This is a genomic window from Oligoflexus tunisiensis (genome assembly GCF_001748245.1).
GTDB lineage: Bacteria > Bdellovibrionota_B > Oligoflexia > Oligoflexales > Oligoflexaceae > Oligoflexus > Oligoflexus tunisiensis.
In genome coordinates this window covers 6,042,760-6,059,130 of record NZ_BDFO01000001.1, presented here as the reverse complement: position 1 = coordinate 6,059,130, position 16,371 = coordinate 6,042,760, and the positions used below count along the sequence as shown (strand labels likewise).

The following is a 16,371-nucleotide window of genomic DNA, read 5'->3' as shown; positions in this document are numbered from 1 at the left end:
GTGTCTTCAAGACCTTGCTGGTGCACTCTCGTATGCCGGGGATGATGAGACTGCAAAAATGCGAAAGGCGGGAACGAGGGAGAGGCACGGCTCTCCGCTCCATGGTGGGTTCAGACGGATTCCTGTTCTTCCGAGTGTCGCAGGCGTTCCAAAACGCTGAAGTCCTCGAGTGTGGTCATATCCCCGTTTGATTGACGTCCAGCTGCAATGTCGCGCAAAAGACGCCGCATGATCTTGCCGGAACGGGTCTTCGGCAAGGACTCCGTAAAGCGAATGTCATCCGGTCGGGCCAGAGCCCCGATATGCCGGACGACATGCTGAATCAATTCCGTTTTAAGCTCAGGCGTGGGTTGCGTTTTGCCTTCCAGGGTCACAAAGCACGCAATGGATTCCCCTTTGATGGCATCCGGTCGCCCGACGACGGCCGCTTCCGCAACCGAGCTGTGACTCACCAGGGCGCTTTCAATTTCCATGGTCGACAGACGATGACCGGAAACATTAAGCACATCATCGATGCGACCCATGATCCAAAAATTTCCATGCTCATCACGCCGCGCGCCGTCACCGGTAAAATACATGCCCGGGATATGCGACCAGTACTGCTTGCGATAGCGTTCATCATCCCCATAAATGGTCCGCAGCATGCTCGGCCAGGGTTTTTTAATGACGAGGAAACCACCGGTATTATCCGGAACAGGATTGCCATCATGATCGACCACATCCGCTTCGATGCCGAAGAAGGGCCGCGTGGCCGTCCCGGGGCGGGTGGGTGTGGCTCCTGGGAAGGGAGCGATCATGATGCAGCCGGTTTCTGTTTGCCACCAGGTATCGACGATCGGACAGCGGTCCTGACCAATTTTTTGGCGATACCACATCCAGGCTTCCGGGTTGATCGGTTCGCCCACGGTTCCCAGCAGGCGCAGCGAGGAGAGATCTTGTTTCTCGACGAATTCATCGCCCCACTTGATAAAGGACCGGATCGCCGTCGGCGCCGTATAGAAAATGGTGACCTTGTATTTCTCGATAATCTGCCAGAAGCGTGAGGGATCCGGATAATTCGGGGCACCTTCATAAATCACGACGGTCGCGGCGTTGGCCAGGGGACCATAAACAACATAGGAGTGACCCGTCACCCAGCCGACATCCGCGGTGCACCAGTAGACATCATCGTCGCGATAATCAAAGGTTTCCGCAAAGGTATAGGCACAGCCCAGAAGGTAACCGGCGGTGGTATGCAGAATGCCTTTGGGCTGTCCTGTGCTGCCCGAGGTGTAGAGCAGAAAAAGAGGATGCTCGCTGTCGAGTTCTTCCGGTGGGCAGATATCACTTTGCTTTTGCATCAGCTCGTGCCAGTCATGCTCACGTTCCTTGTTCCAGGTTCCCTGCTGGTCCTTCCCGGTCCTCTGCAAGACGATGACGTTTTCAATCGTCGGCGCGTGCCGCAGAGCTTCATCCACATTGTTTTTTAAAGGCACGACCGAGCCACGACGATAATTGCCATCGGCCGTGATCATGAGTTTGGCCTTCGCATCATTGCTGCGGCTGGCCAGAGCTTCGGCGCTGAAACCGCCGAAGACCAGACTGTGAGGCGCTCCAATGCGGGCACAGGCCAGCATCGCGACCACCGTTTCCGGCACCATGGGCATATAGATCATCACGCGATCGCCCTTGCGAATGCCGAGCTCCTTGAGAGCGTTGGCAAAGCGACAGACATCCTGCAAAAGTTCAGCGTAGGTGATGCGTCTTGTGTCGCCGGGTTCGCCTTCCCAGAGGATCGCTGTTTTTTGACCCCGGCCGGCCTCTACATGCCGGTCCAGACAGTTGACCGAGGCATTCAGTTGGCCATCACCAAACCATTTCGCATGCGGCTCCTGCCAGTCCAGAACCTGGGTAAAATCCTTCTGCCATTGTAGATACTCGCGGGCTTTTTTTGCCCAGAATGCCTCGGGATCCCGACTGGCCTCCTGCCTTAATTCTTCATACTGAGCGAGTGATGATATTCTTGCCCGGGCCTGAAACTCCTTGCTGGGCAAAAAGCTGCGTTCTTCCTGCAAAACACTGGTAATCGTTTTTGCGCGACTGTCAGTCATAAGACCCCCGTGCTGAATCATGGGATTGTTTCGCCGAGACTTTAGCGAATAACTGTAGCTTTGTCGAACAACACTCGTCTGGTCAACTTGCCATGCGACGGGCCTGTGGCCTTGTGCTAGAACATCCGCGGACCTTCTCGCTGGCTGGGGATCTCTCATGCATCGTTGTACACTCCTGATTGTCATCGCCCTGTTTGCCTGTCAAACATCCTATAGTTCCAAATTTCAGAATGAGGAAGGTGGCTTTCCTGAGCCATCTGTTCTGCTGAAAAATGCTCAGGGCACCCATCAGGCTCTCGCGTCTGTCGGTCGACTCGAGGCCGCCATGAGCTGTACCGCTTTTCTTTGGAAACCCGCTGATGCCAAAGCCGAGGCATCCGCCCTGGTCGTGACCAATGGTCATTGCGTCATGCCCTATAGCGATCGGGCGACCACCTATGAGGTCTGGACCGGGCGGCCGGCCCCTGCGGATTGGAAACTCATTCTGAATTATTTTGTGGATACGCCGGATGCCCGTCGCACCATCGGCATTCAATCGATCGTTTATGCCAGCATGAAATCGGTGGACCTGGCTCTGCTGGAGTTGAAAATCAGCTGGGCCGAACTGGAGAAGCTGGGACTCAAACCTTTGCCCATCGCGACACGGGCTCCCCGTTCCGGCAGTCCCATCCGCACCGTCGGTGTGCCTCTCGGCGATTTTCCGCAGGAGGAGCAGTTTCTTCGTGAGGCGCATTGTGTCGAGGAAACCCGGGTGTCGCTCGTGGAATGGTACTGGACCTGGTTTGATACGCATCGCAACAGCTGCGCTGATATCCGCGAAGGCAGCAGTGGATCACCCGTTCTCGATGCGCAAGGTGCTGTCTATGCTGTGATCAATACAACCAGTGCGACGGGTATCAGCGACAGCTGTTATCTTGGCAATCCCTGTGAATTGCAACGACCTGGTGCCTTCATGGTGGCCAATAAAAACTATGCGATTCCGGTCCTGGATCTGCAGGACTGTTTCCATCAGGGAACAGTTACGTTTGGTTCCGCTTGCCCTCTGCCATCCCCGGACGCGATCGCCTATGAGGCCGCACCATTTATTCCGACGCGACCTGTGGATCAGAATGGGAAGCCCATCTCCTGGCAGGTGAAGGCACCGGGTGCGATTTGGAAGTTCGGAGCGGTGGGTGAGGTCGACTGTCGCGATGATAATGATTACCGCGCGGAGCCCCTGCCTGCGAGCGAGCTGCCGCAGGATAACGGTGTGTACCTGCTTTGTCTGCAAAAGCCGGATGCCGATGAACGCTTCCCGACTGTGGTTGTGCTCAGCATTGACACCCGGCCACCGACGTTGAAACCGCAGCTGTCCATCTTCGGCCTTGAGACCGGGCTTCGTTATGAACCCATCTTTCAGGTGCCGGAGCTTTCCTTCTATCGTGTCGGACACGGACCCCTGGCGAGCACGCAGTGCGAAAGCCTGCCGCTGAGCCCCTATCGCCGAATTCCCATCCCTATCGCGAGCAAGGATCTGCCGGCCCGCATCTGTGTGCAGGGTGAGGATCATGCGGGGAATCCAGGACCGATCTTCGCCTATGAGGTCACGGCCCAGGATGCTTCAGCGGTTCCCGACCGGAATATGCGGACCCAGCCGTCCCGTGATAAAGCGAAAGGCCATGACGTAATCCGCAGCCAGTGAATAAAAAGGATACTGAAACGTCGCTGGTCTATTTTTCTCGATCAGAAAGTGGCCAATCCACGCCGGGCCATAACCTGCGGGGATCGCGGCCAAACAGAGTAGACCATTTCCACTGACGATCCCGCCGATCAAAAGGCCTGCCGAGATCACAGTACCCGCATAATGCAGCGCACGACAGCGCGGGTCCGCATGCTGGCTCATGTAAAAAGGCCAAAATTCAGCGAAGCTGGTAATTCGTTTCTCTTTCATGGACCCTCCATGATAAAACATTAGAACAAATATGATCCATTGCGGAGGAAGACGCATGCAGAGGCATCAGGCTCAGCAGGGAGGACTCATTCTGTCCATCCTCATGCTGGTGTTGACCCAGGCCTGCAAACATCTCGGCGAAGATTCGTCCGGGAAAATTGTCAATGGCCAGAGGGTGGACCCCGACGATCCGATTGCCTCGCATACGGTGTCGATTATGGATCCGGATCCTGATGTTGGTCAATACTGTACTGCCGTGGTGCTGGCCCGCGACATACTCTTGACCGCCGCTCACTGTTTCAATGACAAGGAGCGCCGCGCCTATGCCCTCTTCAACACGGCCTACAACCCCAGGCTGAGTAATAAGCAGCAGCCGCTCCTGAAGATTCGCCGTATTGCCGTGCACTCGGAATACAGCCAGGAAAAAGGCGACGCCTATGATCGTAAAATCGTGGATGCCGCAAACCCCGAGGACCTCGTCAGCCCTGGCCGACCGCTTTATGATATTGCCCTGGCCTATGTGGATGATCGCATTCCGGATACCTATCAGCCGGCGCCTCTGGCTGGTGTCAATGCCGATCTGGTGAACGGTGAAATCACCACGGCGGGTTATGGCTGCACCACCACCATCTGTCGCGGGAAAAACAACATCCTGCGGAAAATTCCCATGACTTATGTGAAGTCCTTCCCGGAAGCCGGGATGGTGGTTCTGACCGCTGATGAGCGGCATGGTTCCTGTTCGGGTGACAGTGGGGGGCCGGATTTTATCGACGAAGGGGGCATTATGCGCGTTTTCGCGTTGGTTTCAACTGGACCGGATGCCTGTGAGGCCGGTTTGTCGGTGGATACCCTGATAGCACCCTACAAGGGCTGGATCGAACAGGCCATGAGCGCCGTTCGTTCCGGACGCCGCGGTGCGAGTTACAAGCTCACCGAGTTCTAAGCTCATCCCGCTGCAGTTTGTTGTTCAGAAGAATGATGAACACAGCCCAGCATCCAATCCCCACGGCCATGATTCCGTTCCACATGGCCCATTTTCCTGCACCCAGCTTCACGATATTGAGAAAAGGATAAGGGTACCAGGAGCGTGCCGTGCCGAGCGCCATGATCATGACTCCGTAGAGCACGGGATAGATCAGCCAGACCAGAAAAAAGCGTTTGTTCAGGCGCGTCTGCGGTCGATCCCAGAACCAGTCGATCAGCAGGAAGGCGAGTGCGCCCGAGTGAAGGAAACTGTTGGCCAGGGCGGCGACCGGGGATGTGAATTGGATCAGATGGTGCAGAAAGAGCCAGTAGATGCTGGTCGTCATGGACATATAAAGAATCAGAGCCCCGCGGGTCCGATCATAAACGCTGCGTGTCAGCGGCCGGCCGCGCCAGCGCAGGAAACCGTCCACCAGAAAGAACAGAGCAACCAGCAGATTGCTCTGATTGGTGAAGAAGCAGAAGAAATTGAATACGGAATAATTATGAGCTTCCACGAGGTGGTCCAGCAGGATCATCACCGCGACGAGGATGAGCAGGCTTAACGTGGGGCGGAAAACCCTTAGCATATTCAAGATGATTTATCCTGAGTCGAAGGTTCCAGGCACCAGCCGCTATAAAGCAGAAGGCCGATGATGCTGGCAACGAGAACCACGTGAACGGCTGTCACTTGTTCCTGGCCCATCAGCATAAGCGCGAGGAGCAGAATCAGCGACACGGAGAAGGCTCCGAAGGACAGGCGCTTCCGACTCGTGCTGACCTGGGGATCGTATTTTTCCCTTGGGATAAAGGCCGGCACCTGATCGCCATCCACTTCATTCCAACCGGGGGGCATGATATTGTATTTGACGTTCAGCCAGAAACCCTTGCCACGACCTTTTTTGATGAGCTGAGCCCAGGGTCCGAATTGTGCCACCAGAGGATTCCAGGACTGGGTCGGCTGGGTGATGCCGTAAACGACCTCCTCCTTTTCCGGTTCGAACGTTCCAAAGAGTCGATCCCAGATCATCAAGGAGCCGGCATAATTCTTATCGATGTATTGTGGATTGCGGCCGTGATGGACCCGATGATGCGAAGGCGTATTGAAGATGGCCTCGAACCAGCGCGGGCATTTATCAATGGCTTTGGTGTGAATCCAGAACTGATAGACGGTATTGATCGCGCTGCAGGTGAGCGCCACGACCGCATCAAAGCCGAGAAAGGCCGGCACGATTAAGAAGGGAATCCCGTGAAAGCCCTGAAGCCAGCTCTGCCGCAGGGCAACCGAGAGGTTATACTCCTCGCTCTGATGATGCACAATGTGCCCTGTCCAGCCGAGACCTGTGCGGTGATACATGCGATGGGCCCAGTAATACAGAAAGTCGACCAGAACGAGGCAGATCGCATACGTGAGAAGATCATTCTTTCCCTTAAAGAAGGACAGGGACCAATTGTCATAAACAACGGGATAAGCAGCCAGGACCAGGGCCGCGGGTATAAAAGCCAGGGCCTGCTGAAAAAGGCCGGCGCCGAGGTTGGAGAGGGAATCGTTCAAACGATAGTAGGGCAGATTTTTCGCTCGGGAATAATAAAACTCAATCACCATCGCCAGGATAAAGAACGGGATGGAATAAAGAATGACATTCATCGCAGCGCCTCAAGCTTGAGTTAGCAGAGCAGACAACACCGCCCCTCCTTATTGTAGCGCAATTCCCTCCCTAAAATCATGCAGGGTGGATTTTGCCCGCCGGAAGGCCGCCACCCGCCCCGGCTTGGGAAACCCGCAGGACCTAGGCAAACGTTTCAAAGGTCGCGCGGAACAGCCATTGAATAATCGTCAGCACGATCGATCCGATGATCGCCGGCAGCCAGCCATTGATGGTAAAGCCAGGGATCAGCGCCGCCGAAATTTTCAGCATGGCTCCGTAAAGCACAAACCAGAAGATACCCAGGGTTACCACGGTTAGCGGCAGCGTCAGGAACGTGAGGATGGGCAACAGGAAGTGATTGGCAACCGCCAGAACCAGCGCCGCCAGCAGGGCGGACGTAAAGCCGTTGACATGCATCCCCTTGATGACATTGGCGGTGACCATCAGGGCCGCGGCGTTCAACAGCCAGATAATCAGGCTGTGGATCAGAGTTGTTTCAGACAGGCGCATGGTGGAAGCTCCTCAAAAGCGGGACCAGCCCTGACATTCCTGCGTTACGGAGAATTTGTAAAGATGCCTTTTGGACCGGGGATGCCCGGCCCGTCCGGATTATATGCGTTCCACCGTTACATTGCTGCCAACGTTGACTCCAATGGCGCTGACGGCTTCCCCTTCGGTCTTGGATCCAACATTCACAGCGACCTTGCTGTCGGCAAGATGACCCGTCTGAGCCAGTCGCACGGTGAGATCTGTTTTCACGTTCACCGTCACCACGATGCAGTACCAGCCGTTGGGGTTGGTCAGCTCCCAGATCGGGCTGCCGCCGACATTCACACCCGCATAGAGCAGGGTGAGGGAAGCCCCGGTCGTCTGGGCTTTATCCTGAAGCGTGACGCCGCTGCTGCCGACGCTGACGTTTGCATAAATCTTGCGAACCTTTTCAAAACTTACGGGAGGTTCCTTCCCCCAGGCTTTCGAGCAGTTGGCAATCGATTCCTTTTCCTTTTCCGTGGGCGGTTCCAAAACCACGCTTCCGCCTTCAACGGAATCGGGACCCACGACATTGGGATCCAAGGCGTCCCCTGGATTCCCGATCAAGGCCGACTGATCGGCGCCTCCGGAGCTGTTTTTTCCAAGAAAACCGGCGCTGCCACAGGCTGACAAGAGCCCCGCGGACAGCATGATGGAGAGCGCGGTGATGCGCATGTGTGTGCCTCCCTAAACTGTGTGTTTGATTAATATGCAATTTTCGGGCCTTTGTTCGCTGAAAACAGGGGCTTGCGGAGGCTGGAAAAACCTTTTCAGGATCCGATCTTAGCAATTCTTTTCAAATTCTTTCGGCAGGTTGGGGCGGGAACGTCTGAACTCTAGCCGCCGGCTGTCAAGAAAAATGCCCCCCAGGTCCGCGAACCACGGGGGGCAAAAGTTTGGAAGATGCCTGACTTTGTTGTAGGGTTCAGGCGGATGGTACTTTTGTGCTGCTCTCTTTGCTGTGAGGCTTCAAAAGCAGCGAAGCGATAACGGAAACCATCAGGATGCCGCAGATGATACCGAGCGACCAGGAAATCGGAAATTTCCCATCGAACGCCTCATTCAGCCAGACCATTTTCAGGCCCACGAACATCAGAACAAAAGCCAAACCATGTTTCAGGTAATGGAACTTGTGCATCACGTTGGCCAAAAGGAAATACATCGACCTGAGGCCCAGGATGGCAAAGATATTGGAGGTGAACACGATGAACGGCTCTTTGGTGATGGCAAAGATAGCCGGGATGGAATCCACCGCGAAGATCACATCCGAGAATTCCAGGAACACCAGGCAAAGGAAGAGCGGCGTAGCCATCAGAACCCCGTTCTCCCGCACAAAGAATTTGGGCCCCTGGATGGTTGAGGTCACCGGCATCACGCGCCGCACCAGCCGCAGGAGGGGATTTTTCTCCGGGTCCACTTCCTTGTCCGGTGTGAAGAGCATTTTCAAACCGGTGAAGAGCAGCAGCACACCAAAGATGACCACCACCGCATGCCAGGTCATGAGCACCGAACCGACCGCGATGAAAATACCGCGGAAGAAAAGAGCCCCCAGAATCCCGTAAAAGAGGATGCGGTGCTGGTACTGCGTTGGAATGCCGAAGTAACTGAAGATCACAATAAAGACGAAGATGTTATCGACGGCCAGGGCTTTTTCAACCACATAGCCGGTTAAAAATTCCAGACTGACCTGTTGGGAGGCCAGCACGGGATTAAAACCCGGGATGGCCATCAAACGCTCGTTATTGGCAAAAATGTGGGCTGAGTAATGCAGCAGCCCCCAGTTGAAAAGGAGAGCCAGGGAAATCCACACGACCGTCCAAATACCGGCTTCTCTCATGGAAATGCGATGAGCCTTGCGGTGAAAGACACCGAGGTCCAGCACAATCATGAGGCCGACAAAGCCCAGAAAGAGCAGGTACAGCCACCAGTATTCAGCGATCGGAAAGAGAGCCATGACGCGAATCCTTTCTTGTCTTAGGCAGCCCGCTGATTCCGCAGACGGGCGATACGATCATCGAGCGACGGGTGGCTTGCAAAAAAGCGCATCAGGCCCGAGTTGCGGCCGCCTTCGATTTTCATGGTCTGCACCGCGGCTGTTGCCTGCTGCGGCTCGGGCAACATCATGTTACGTTTCAGAGCTTCCAAGGCCGCGATCATGTTCTCGCGACCACCCAGGCGCGCCGCCCCTGCATCAGCCCGGTATTCCCGCCAGCGGGAAAACGCAGCGATCAGCATCGAACCGAGAATCATGAACATGATCTCAAGGACGATCTGGGTCACAAAGAAAATGCCCATCGAGGGCGCTTCCTCTTCATCGCCACGGAAAAATTGAGCGGCAGCGTAAGCGATGATACGGGCCAGGAACATCACAAAGGCGTTCACCACACCCTGGAGGAGGGTCATCGTCACCATATCACCGTTGGCGATGTGCGAGACCTCATGGGCCAGCACACCACGCACTTCGCGCTGGTTCATGCTGTGCAGAAGACCGGTCGACACAGCGACCAGCGCCCGCGATTTGGTTGGGCCTGTTGCGAAAGCATTCATATCAGGGGATTCATAGATACCAACTTCCGGCATGGTGGTCAGTCCAGCTTGCCGCGCCAGTGTATGAACCAGCTGCTTCAGCTCGATGAGACGCTGGTCATAGGTATTATCCGGAATGACTTTGACGCCCATCATCCACTTGGCCATGACGCGTGAAAGCGCCAGGGAAATAAAGGCACCACCCATACCCCAGACGAGGCAGAATACCGCCAGCGCGCTCATATCCAGTCCCTGGGCCGTCAGATAACGGTTCAGGCCAAACACGTTGGCAATCACAGAAAGACTGATCACAATGAGCATGTTTAATAGAAAGAACAGACCAATTCGTTTAAACCATTGCATAGACATCTCCCGTTGTGTGCGACTGCGCATACAGCAGTGCAATCTCCATCTTTACGGCAGCCGATGGTTATTCTAAAAATGGATAAAATCGAGATTATTATTCGTTTTTAACAATAGAATATGAAATATTTTCTTAAATAAAATCAAGGCATTACCCCTCTTAATCGCCCATCATGCGCCCTGATTTAATGATAGGTCCCCGCAGGCTCTCCCGCCTGCGATCACCTTGAAGCGGAGCTTTTTCCTTGAATGGACATGACGCCCACAGCCTTTCCCGCGAGTTTCAGGAAATCGAGGATCTCTGCGATCACGGCAGCATTACGCTGCAGCGGATCCTCGACCACATTCACGGGCGTGGCGAGGCCATGCTGACTTTACTCCTGGCCGGGCCTTTCCTTTTGCCCATCCCGATGCCAGGGCTGTCGATTCCATTTGGTATTTTGATCGTGATCTTTGGCTTCAGTCTCAGCACGGGTTGGAAACCCTGGCTCCCACAAAAATGGGTGCATCGGCGGATTCCTGAGGATATGCTGCGCCGCTTCTGTCGGGCAGCCCGTCGGTTCCTGCAAAAGATCGAAAGGTTCATCCGGCCGCGCTATCACTGGATTCATAAAAATTCGGTTTTCAAGGCCGCCGCTGGAGTCATGATCACAGGCTGTGGTGCCCTGCTGGCCTTGCCGCTGCCTCCAGGCACCAATGCGCCTCCGGCCGCCGCCATCGTTTGTCTCTCCGTCGCTTTGCTGGAAGGCGATGGTCTTCTTCTGGTGTTGGGCTATCTGCTGTTTGCGTTCAACGCGGCATTATTTGCCCTGATTCCGTTTCTCGGTTATGAGGCCATCCTGCAGATTCTGCGCGTTGGCTTCTAAGCCTGCATGGCATTTGCTACAATCAATGCAAAGCTTTTTGTGTTGAAGGAGATGCCATGCGCTTATCAGCAGCTTTCTTTGCCCTTTCTATCCTCGTGGCCAGCGGTTCCGTCCAGGCGGCCGATGGCAGCAGCGGCTGCGGCCCAGGCTGGTACATTCTGAAGCAGAATTCCATGGTTTCATCGATCGGACGGGCCATCACCAATGGAGTGCTGTTTCCGGTCTCAACCCTGGGCATGACCTTGGGAACCTCGAATTGCGCCAAACACTCGCTGGTCGAAGCGCATCAGCGCAGCCTGCATTTTGCCACCCGCAGCTATGATATCCTGCGTCAGGACATGGCGCGCGGCCACGGTCGTCACCTTGATGCCTATCTCGCCACCTTTGGTTGCGATGCTCTGGGGCGCAATAACCTTGCAGGACAGATGCAGGCCGCCTTTGAAAAGGAACTCTATCTGACCATTCAACCGGATGCCTTGGTGGAATCGACCGCGCGGATGATCCAGACCTCGCCGGCGCTGCAATCCTCCTGCTCCTGATATGGGACTGCGTTCCGCATGTGTGCTGCTGTTCCTCATGGCTTCGATCGCCAGGGCGCAGACCTCTGCGCCGGGCCTTCACCCGTCCTGGTTGCGTCTTCTGCACTATCAAAGCACCTGGTCGGGTTCCTTATTGAGCAGCATCACCTCCCCTGAATTTTTTCTGAGCTCCGCAGGGGCCAGGGACCCCGAGGCTGAATGGAAGACCCTGGCCGGAACCTGGGATCCCGCGGCGCAGAAGACCATCGCCTGTCGCTTTCCAGCCCGCGTTCTGCTTTATCAAAAACTTTCCGGACAGACCTGGCCCGCTGCTCCCTGCCCTGATTATGTGGAATGGAAGAAGGGTCTTTCGTTTCATTCGCTCAGCCTTGTTTATTCCACGGCCTATGCCGGCAATCCTGCCTCGGTGCTGGGGCATAATATTTTAAAGCTGAATCTGCATGAGCCCATGCCGGAGGATCAGGCTGAGTCCGGTCTGCCTCTGCTCGACTATGGAATCGGTTTTCTGGCCCGCCACGATCCCGAGGATGATCCGGTGTCGTATATGGTCCACGGGCTCTTCGGCGGTTATCCCGGGTTCTTTGTTCTGCAGCCTTATTACGAGCTTGTGAATACCTATGCCTATGCCGAGAATCGCGATCTTTGGGAACTGGAAATTCACTTGAGTCCGATGGAACGGGAGTTGTTTTTGGCTCATGTCTGGGAGCTGATCCATCGGGCCTCGTCCCCTTACTATTTCACGCATGTGAACTGCTCGACGATGCTGCTCGAAATTCTGGAGGCTGTGCGTCCGAACTGGAATCTGCGGGATCGCATTCCTGGGCTTGTTTTGCCCCAGGCGGTCATGCAAACGGTGGCGGAGGTGGTGGGGCCGTCCCGGGATGCGTTCTGGCCGTCCCAGAAGCGGATCTTTGATGACCATTGGCGGCATTTGAATGCGGAGCAGCAGGAAAAATTTTTGGACTGGCGACAGACTGGCGATTCTGTGGCCGTGGCGGATGATCCGCGGCTGCTCGATACCATCATGCATCAGCTCAACCTGAAAAAGGCCGGCCTGGAACCCGCGGAGCAGATTGAATTGCGGGCCCAGGAGGATCAGATTCTGCTCGCACGATCCCGCCTTCCGGCTTCCACGTTACAGACCACGGATCGCACCCGGGCAGGCAACAATCCGCTCCTGGCGCATGGGCTGCATAAGTTCAGTTTGCTGGCCGGACGGGATCAGACCGCGTCGCTGCTCGCGCTGCGTTTGCGCTGGGGACTGCATGACCTTCTGGATGAGCCGCAGGGTTTCAATCCTTATTACCACATCAATTTTTTTGATTTGCGTCTTTGGCAGGCGGAAGGCGAGCCGAACCCTGATTATAACCTGGAGATCTTCGACCTGATGTCTCTGACGCCGTTTGAACGCGTGGCCCCGGCCGGAAGCTGGGCGGTGTCGTGCGGTCTGCACAAGGAGGCGGAAGGTCCACGCCCGCATTGCCGCGGCGGCTATGGTCTGGCCTGGGAATGGGCTGCGGATCGCTCGCTCTTTTATGTTTTGCCGGGGATGAATCTTACCATAACCGGAATCGAGGCTGAGATGCGCCTGGGCTGGTACCAGGCCTGGACCGCGCGGTGGCGTCAGCTTTTGGAAATTCGGCCCCGCAAGGCGCAGGCAACATCGCAGGGATTGCGTTGGGATTGGACCTGGGAACAAAGGTGGAGTCTCAATCGTCGCTGGCAGCTGGAATGGCGATTGGTGCGGGAGGAAAGCTGGCAAACCCTGGCGGGTGTGGGGCAGTTTTTTTAAAGGCCGCAGCCGAAGCCGCGGCCCTTTGTGATCAAGGACCTTCGATGCGATACAGGGCATTCGCCTGAAGCGGACCCTGAATCTCCTGCTTGCTGCCATTCGGCCACTGCACTTCGACTTTGGTCACTTCGGATTCCTGACCCAGGCCAAAGTAAAGCCAGGGCGCGTCCACGCTCTGATAGCCACCGCCAGCCTTGATTTCCCGAATCTGAGCCGGCCCTGACTTGGGATGCACGATCACGCGGGCATTCAGGTTTGCGGTGTTGCCGCTTTTGCTGTTCAAGGCAAAGGCGATGCTATGATGCGCGCCTGCACTTTGGTTTTCATAGACCTGAACCGGACCTTCCGAGCCGTTGCCGATGATATCCAGATCACCATCGTGATCATAGTCGATCATAACGAAGGAGAAGAGGTTGAAGTCATTGGTCAGCCCTGCGCTGAACTGCTTCTGCACAAAGCGCCCGTTCTCGTTATGCATGTAAACATTCCAGCCGAACTCACCCATGCGGACAGCACCTTCCGCATTGAAGATATCCACCCAGCCGTCGTTATCCAGATCCACAAAACGTGAAGACCAGGTCCAGCCGCCCGGATGATTGAAACGATCCTTGCCGACCTGGCCCAGACCGCCATCCGGCTGACCCATATAAAGGATGGCCCGGTCCGTCTGGGGGGCTTCCTGCGCATACTGTTCGCGCTTGTAAAAGGCGCCGGCTTTCCGCATCAGCTGACACACTTCGAGCACGCGAGGATCGAAGCCATAGCGCTCCTCGCAATCGCATTGTTCATCGTTGTTGGTGACGATCATCCACATCATGCTCAGAAGACAGGAATCACGTTGATCCGCGTCCTCGATCTTCAGACAGTCGCGGACATTGAGATTCTTGATGCGATGGAAGGGAATCAAATGATCCGCGCGACGGTTGCGCTGACAGTTGAGCCGGTAATCAGGATCCTGGATGCGATCACAGTATTCCACCTTGTCCTTGGCCTTTTTGTAGTCGACCGCCTGAACGCCGTCGATCGCCTGATCACCGAGATCCTGGCTCGCGGCGATGGTTCCTGTGATCAGAAGATCCATGCGGAGATCGTTGTTGATATCCGCCGTATCCACGGACATCGAAAAATAGGGTGTGGGGAAGCCGGTAATGCCGGGAGCCTTCAGGCGGCGCAGACCATTCCTGCTGCCAAAATACAGATAATCTGGAACCACAAAGTCATTGTTCTCATAGAGATCGAGGAAACCATCCCCATTGATGTCACTGACGAGGGAGGCCATGGTTTCGCCATCATCCACACCCTGCAGAGCTTCGAAGACAAAACCATCCGGCTGGTTCCAGGTGATCCCGTTTTTACGGCCGTTGCCGTAGGCCCGGAAACCGGTGGCGATTCCAAGAACCATGTTGCCGTTGAAAATATCAATGCGACCATCCCCGTTGAGATCAGCAAAGGCCGGCGCCACCGTCAGCACACCATCCCCGTTGGGAACGGGCGAGGCGGTCGTTTCAAATTGCCCCTGGTTGTTACGGATCCAATGATTGCCGCGATGGAATGTGGTGAGGAAAAGATCCGGCCAGGTGTCACTGTCAAGGTCGACGAACGCCACTCCGAAAACGCGGGCACCCTGAAGGGCTGGAATCGTCAAAGGCACTTCGACAAAGCGGCCACCGACGTTGCGATAGAGCAAGGGGCCCTGGTCGCTGCCAAGAGCCACATCCACCCAACCGTCCTTATCAAAGTCACCCGCAGCGGTTCCACGACCCACCCAGAAGGGATCCGGATAATCGCGCATCGTATACATGAAACCGCGCTTCAGACCCAGCTCGGGGCCTTCATGCTGAACAAATTTTCCAGAGTCACCCTGTTTGGGAAAGAAGGGCATGCGCTGCAGAGTGGTGTCACCCACCCTGATCTCTTCCATAGGCGGCAGAGGACGACCCGGTTCAGCCTTGGCTGCCAGCGACGCGGTTGCCTGACTGCTCGTTGTACCGGATGATGCGGCGGTCAGGGCGCGGAAGTCTTCGATATTGGGGTCCATATAGAATTTTTCATGCAGAACGGGAGAAAGCAGGCCGATCGGAATGATCAACATCCAAAGACCGCCCGCAATATAAAGCGCCCAGCGCCGGGAGGCACTCTGCCAGGTGATCATGAAGGAATAAAAGCTGTAAACGCCGAGGCTGAGCAGGAGAACCATGGCGACATTCTGGGGCAGGCCGGCCGAGAAAAGGGCATTGGTCAAGACCACATCAAAGGCCATCGGCACGGGAAGAATCAAACCTACTGTGGCCGCGATGACCATGGGAATGAACCCACCCTGTCCTTGCAGGGCATCCAGAGGCACGAGGTGGCTCAGAGAAGCCCCGAGAAATCCAGCCACCAGCATGAGCGGTGCGGTGCGAATAAAGATGGTGCTGAGCTGTTTCCAAAAATCCTTGAGCAGGCCGATTACGGACCCAAAAAAGGACTCCTTCACCGGCACGGCGCAGGATTCTGTGGCGAGGCGGGTTTCGAGTTCCTGTAAATCCTTGACCGGAGCATCCTTGAGCCAGCGGGCCAGCAGCGGCACGCCGAGCATGATGATCGCCAGGTTGAAAACGATCTTGGTCACAGCCATGTAAAACGGCAGCAGGGAAAACGCCATCGTCAAAACCACCACATTCAAGGTGGGCGAGGCGAACATCAACGCCAAAGCCATCTCGATGCGACGGGATCGCAGCGCGCCCTTAAACACCGGAGCCGCACAGTTCACGCAAACACCGAGCGGAGAACCGAGTATCATCCCATAAAAGGCGCTGCGGAAGCGACCACCTGGATTGAATTGAAGATAGCTCAACCAGCAGGAGAGCAAGGCCGCCAGGGTAATACCAAAGGCCATGCCCTTCTTGTTGTCATTCGTCCAGTTCACCGTGGTGTAAGCAATTTTTTTCCACATGGGATCGGTGGCTGTGACTTTGAGAATGGGCCACATGGAAATGGTGTCGGCCACACTGTGATTTTCCGCGACCACGGCCTTGTTGTTCAGGTCCGGATAGCGGGAAAAATACCCAAAAGTCACGACGAGAGTGACCACAGCGAGCGTGGCCAGGATAAAGCGTATCCTGTGTGTTAGCACGGTTGAG

14 protein-coding genes are annotated in these 16,371 nt (G+C 55.7%); 5 read left to right on the top strand and 9 right to left on the bottom strand.

What is annotated here, in order from left to right:
• Window positions 1-110: 110 nt before the first annotated feature.
• Entirely contained in the window at window positions 111-2,090 is a 1,980-nt protein-coding gene (acs, locus tag OLTU_RS25085; protein ID WP_141735476.1) for an acetate--CoA ligase, read from the bottom strand.
• Window positions 2,091-2,247: 157 nt separating this feature from the next.
• Between acs and OLTU_RS25080 the strand changes: the two genes are divergently transcribed.
• Complete coding sequence (locus OLTU_RS25080) at window positions 2,248-3,771, top strand: S1 family peptidase (protein WP_141735475.1); 1,524 nt, start codon at window positions 2,248-2,250, stop codon at window positions 3,769-3,771.
• Here the strand turns inward: OLTU_RS25080 and OLTU_RS25075 are convergent.
• The gene (locus OLTU_RS25075; protein WP_141735474.1) at window positions 3,691-4,020 is read right to left on the bottom strand and encodes an Mpo1-like protein; all 330 of its coding nucleotides are present in this window, start codon (window positions 4,018-4,020) and stop codon (window positions 3,691-3,693) included. The genes OLTU_RS25080 and OLTU_RS25075 overlap by 81 nt on opposite strands.
• A 55-nt stretch (window positions 4,021-4,075) precedes the next feature.
• Here OLTU_RS25075 and OLTU_RS25070 point away from each other — a divergent pair, with 55 nt between their 5' ends.
• Complete coding sequence (locus tag OLTU_RS25070; protein WP_176736939.1) at window positions 4,076-4,963, top strand: S1 family peptidase; 888 nt, start codon at window positions 4,076-4,078, stop codon at window positions 4,961-4,963.
• On the opposite strand, the gene OLTU_RS25065 is transcribed toward OLTU_RS25070, so the two are convergent.
• The 6 genes from OLTU_RS25065 to htpX all read right to left on the bottom strand — a co-directional run bounded on the left by OLTU_RS25065 (window position 4,950) and on the right by htpX (window position 10,052).
• A complete protein-coding gene (locus OLTU_RS25065) occupies window positions 4,950-5,573 on the bottom strand; it encodes a Pr6Pr family membrane protein (RefSeq protein ID WP_245676881.1) in 624 nt (207 codons plus the stop codon). The two genes, OLTU_RS25070 and OLTU_RS25065, sit on opposite strands and share 14 nt — an antisense overlap.
• Window positions 5,574-5,575: 2 nt before the next feature.
• Window positions 5,576-6,631: a sterol desaturase family protein gene (locus OLTU_RS25060; RefSeq protein ID WP_141735471.1), complete on the bottom strand. Its 1,056-nt coding sequence runs from the start codon at window positions 6,629-6,631 to the stop codon at window positions 5,576-5,578.
• A 142-nt stretch (window positions 6,632-6,773) separates the two neighbouring features.
• Window positions 6,774-7,142 carry a phage holin family protein gene (locus tag OLTU_RS25055; protein ID WP_218110251.1) on the bottom strand — a complete coding sequence of 123 codons (369 nt, stop codon included), beginning with the start codon at window positions 7,140-7,142 and terminating at the stop codon, window positions 6,774-6,776.
• 99 nt (window positions 7,143-7,241) lie between these two features.
• Complete coding sequence (locus OLTU_RS25050; protein ID WP_141735470.1) at window positions 7,242-7,838, bottom strand: hypothetical protein; 597 nt, start codon at window positions 7,836-7,838, stop codon at window positions 7,242-7,244.
• Between the two features lie 250 nt (window positions 7,839-8,088).
• The gene (locus OLTU_RS25045) at window positions 8,089-9,117 is read right to left on the bottom strand and encodes a TerC family protein (protein WP_141735469.1); all 1,029 of its coding nucleotides are present in this window, start codon (window positions 9,115-9,117) and stop codon (window positions 8,089-8,091) included.
• 20 nt (window positions 9,118-9,137) lie between these two features.
• On the bottom strand, window positions 9,138-10,052 hold the full coding sequence (gene htpX / locus OLTU_RS25040; RefSeq protein ID WP_141735468.1) for a protease HtpX: 915 nt from the start codon (window positions 10,050-10,052) through the stop codon (window positions 9,138-9,140).
• Between the two features lie 245 nt (window positions 10,053-10,297).
• Here htpX and OLTU_RS25035 point away from each other — a divergent pair, with 245 nt between their 5' ends.
• Genes OLTU_RS25035 through OLTU_RS25025 form a run of 3 tightly spaced genes read left to right on the top strand, consistent with a single transcriptional unit; the run spans window position 10,298 to window position 13,249 of the window.
• A complete protein-coding gene (locus tag OLTU_RS25035; RefSeq protein ID WP_141735467.1) occupies window positions 10,298-10,918 on the top strand; it encodes an exopolysaccharide biosynthesis protein in 621 nt (206 codons plus the stop codon).
• Window positions 10,919-10,974: 56 nt separating this feature from the next.
• Window positions 10,975-11,457 carry a DUF3015 family protein gene (locus OLTU_RS25030; protein WP_141735466.1) on the top strand — a complete coding sequence of 161 codons (483 nt, stop codon included), beginning with the start codon at window positions 10,975-10,977 and terminating at the stop codon, window positions 11,455-11,457.
• A gap of 1 nt (window position 11,458) precedes the next feature.
• Window positions 11,459-13,249, top strand: coding sequence for an Lnb N-terminal periplasmic domain-containing protein (locus tag OLTU_RS25025; RefSeq protein ID WP_141735465.1), 1,791 nt, complete (start codon window positions 11,459-11,461; stop codon window positions 13,247-13,249).
• Between the two features lie 31 nt (window positions 13,250-13,280).
• On the opposite strand, the gene OLTU_RS25020 is transcribed toward OLTU_RS25025, so the two are convergent.
• A complete protein-coding gene (locus OLTU_RS25020; protein ID WP_141735464.1) occupies window positions 13,281-16,364 on the bottom strand; it encodes an FG-GAP-like repeat-containing protein in 3,084 nt (1,027 codons plus the stop codon).
• Window positions 16,365-16,371: the final 7 nt, after the last annotated feature.

Excerpts from the sequence above, each read along its gene's own strand:
- acs (WP_141735476.1), bottom strand. The coding sequence starts at position 2,090 with ATGACTGACAGTCGCGCAAAAACGATTACCAGTGTTTTGCAGGAAGAA.
- OLTU_RS25080 (WP_141735475.1), top strand. The coding sequence starts at position 2,248 with ATGCATCGTTGTACACTCCTGATTGTCATCGCCCTGTTTGCCTGTCAA.
- OLTU_RS25075 (WP_141735474.1), bottom strand. The coding sequence starts at position 4,020 with ATGAAAGAGAAACGAATTACCAGCTTCGCTGAATTTTGGCCTTTTTAC.
- OLTU_RS25070 (WP_176736939.1), top strand. The coding sequence starts at position 4,076 with ATGCAGAGGCATCAGGCTCAGCAGGGAGGACTCATTCTGTCCATCCTC.
- OLTU_RS25065 (WP_245676881.1), bottom strand. The coding sequence starts at position 5,573 with ATGCTAAGGGTTTTCCGCCCCACGTTAAGCCTGCTCATCCTCGTCGCG.
- OLTU_RS25060 (WP_141735471.1), bottom strand. The coding sequence starts at position 6,631 with ATGAATGTCATTCTTTATTCCATCCCGTTCTTTATCCTGGCGATGGTG.
- OLTU_RS25055 (WP_218110251.1), bottom strand. The coding sequence starts at position 7,142 with ATGCGCCTGTCTGAAACAACTCTGATCCACAGCCTGATTATCTGGCTG.
- OLTU_RS25050 (WP_141735470.1), bottom strand. The coding sequence starts at position 7,838 with ATGCGCATCACCGCGCTCTCCATCATGCTGTCCGCGGGGCTCTTGTCA.
- OLTU_RS25045 (WP_141735469.1), bottom strand. The coding sequence starts at position 9,117 with ATGGCTCTCTTTCCGATCGCTGAATACTGGTGGCTGTACCTGCTCTTT.
- htpX (WP_141735468.1), bottom strand. The coding sequence starts at position 10,052 with ATGCAATGGTTTAAACGAATTGGTCTGTTCTTTCTATTAAACATGCTC.
- OLTU_RS25030 (WP_141735466.1), top strand. The coding sequence starts at position 10,975 with ATGCGCTTATCAGCAGCTTTCTTTGCCCTTTCTATCCTCGTGGCCAGC.
- OLTU_RS25025 (WP_141735465.1), top strand. The coding sequence starts at position 11,459 with ATGGGACTGCGTTCCGCATGTGTGCTGCTGTTCCTCATGGCTTCGATC.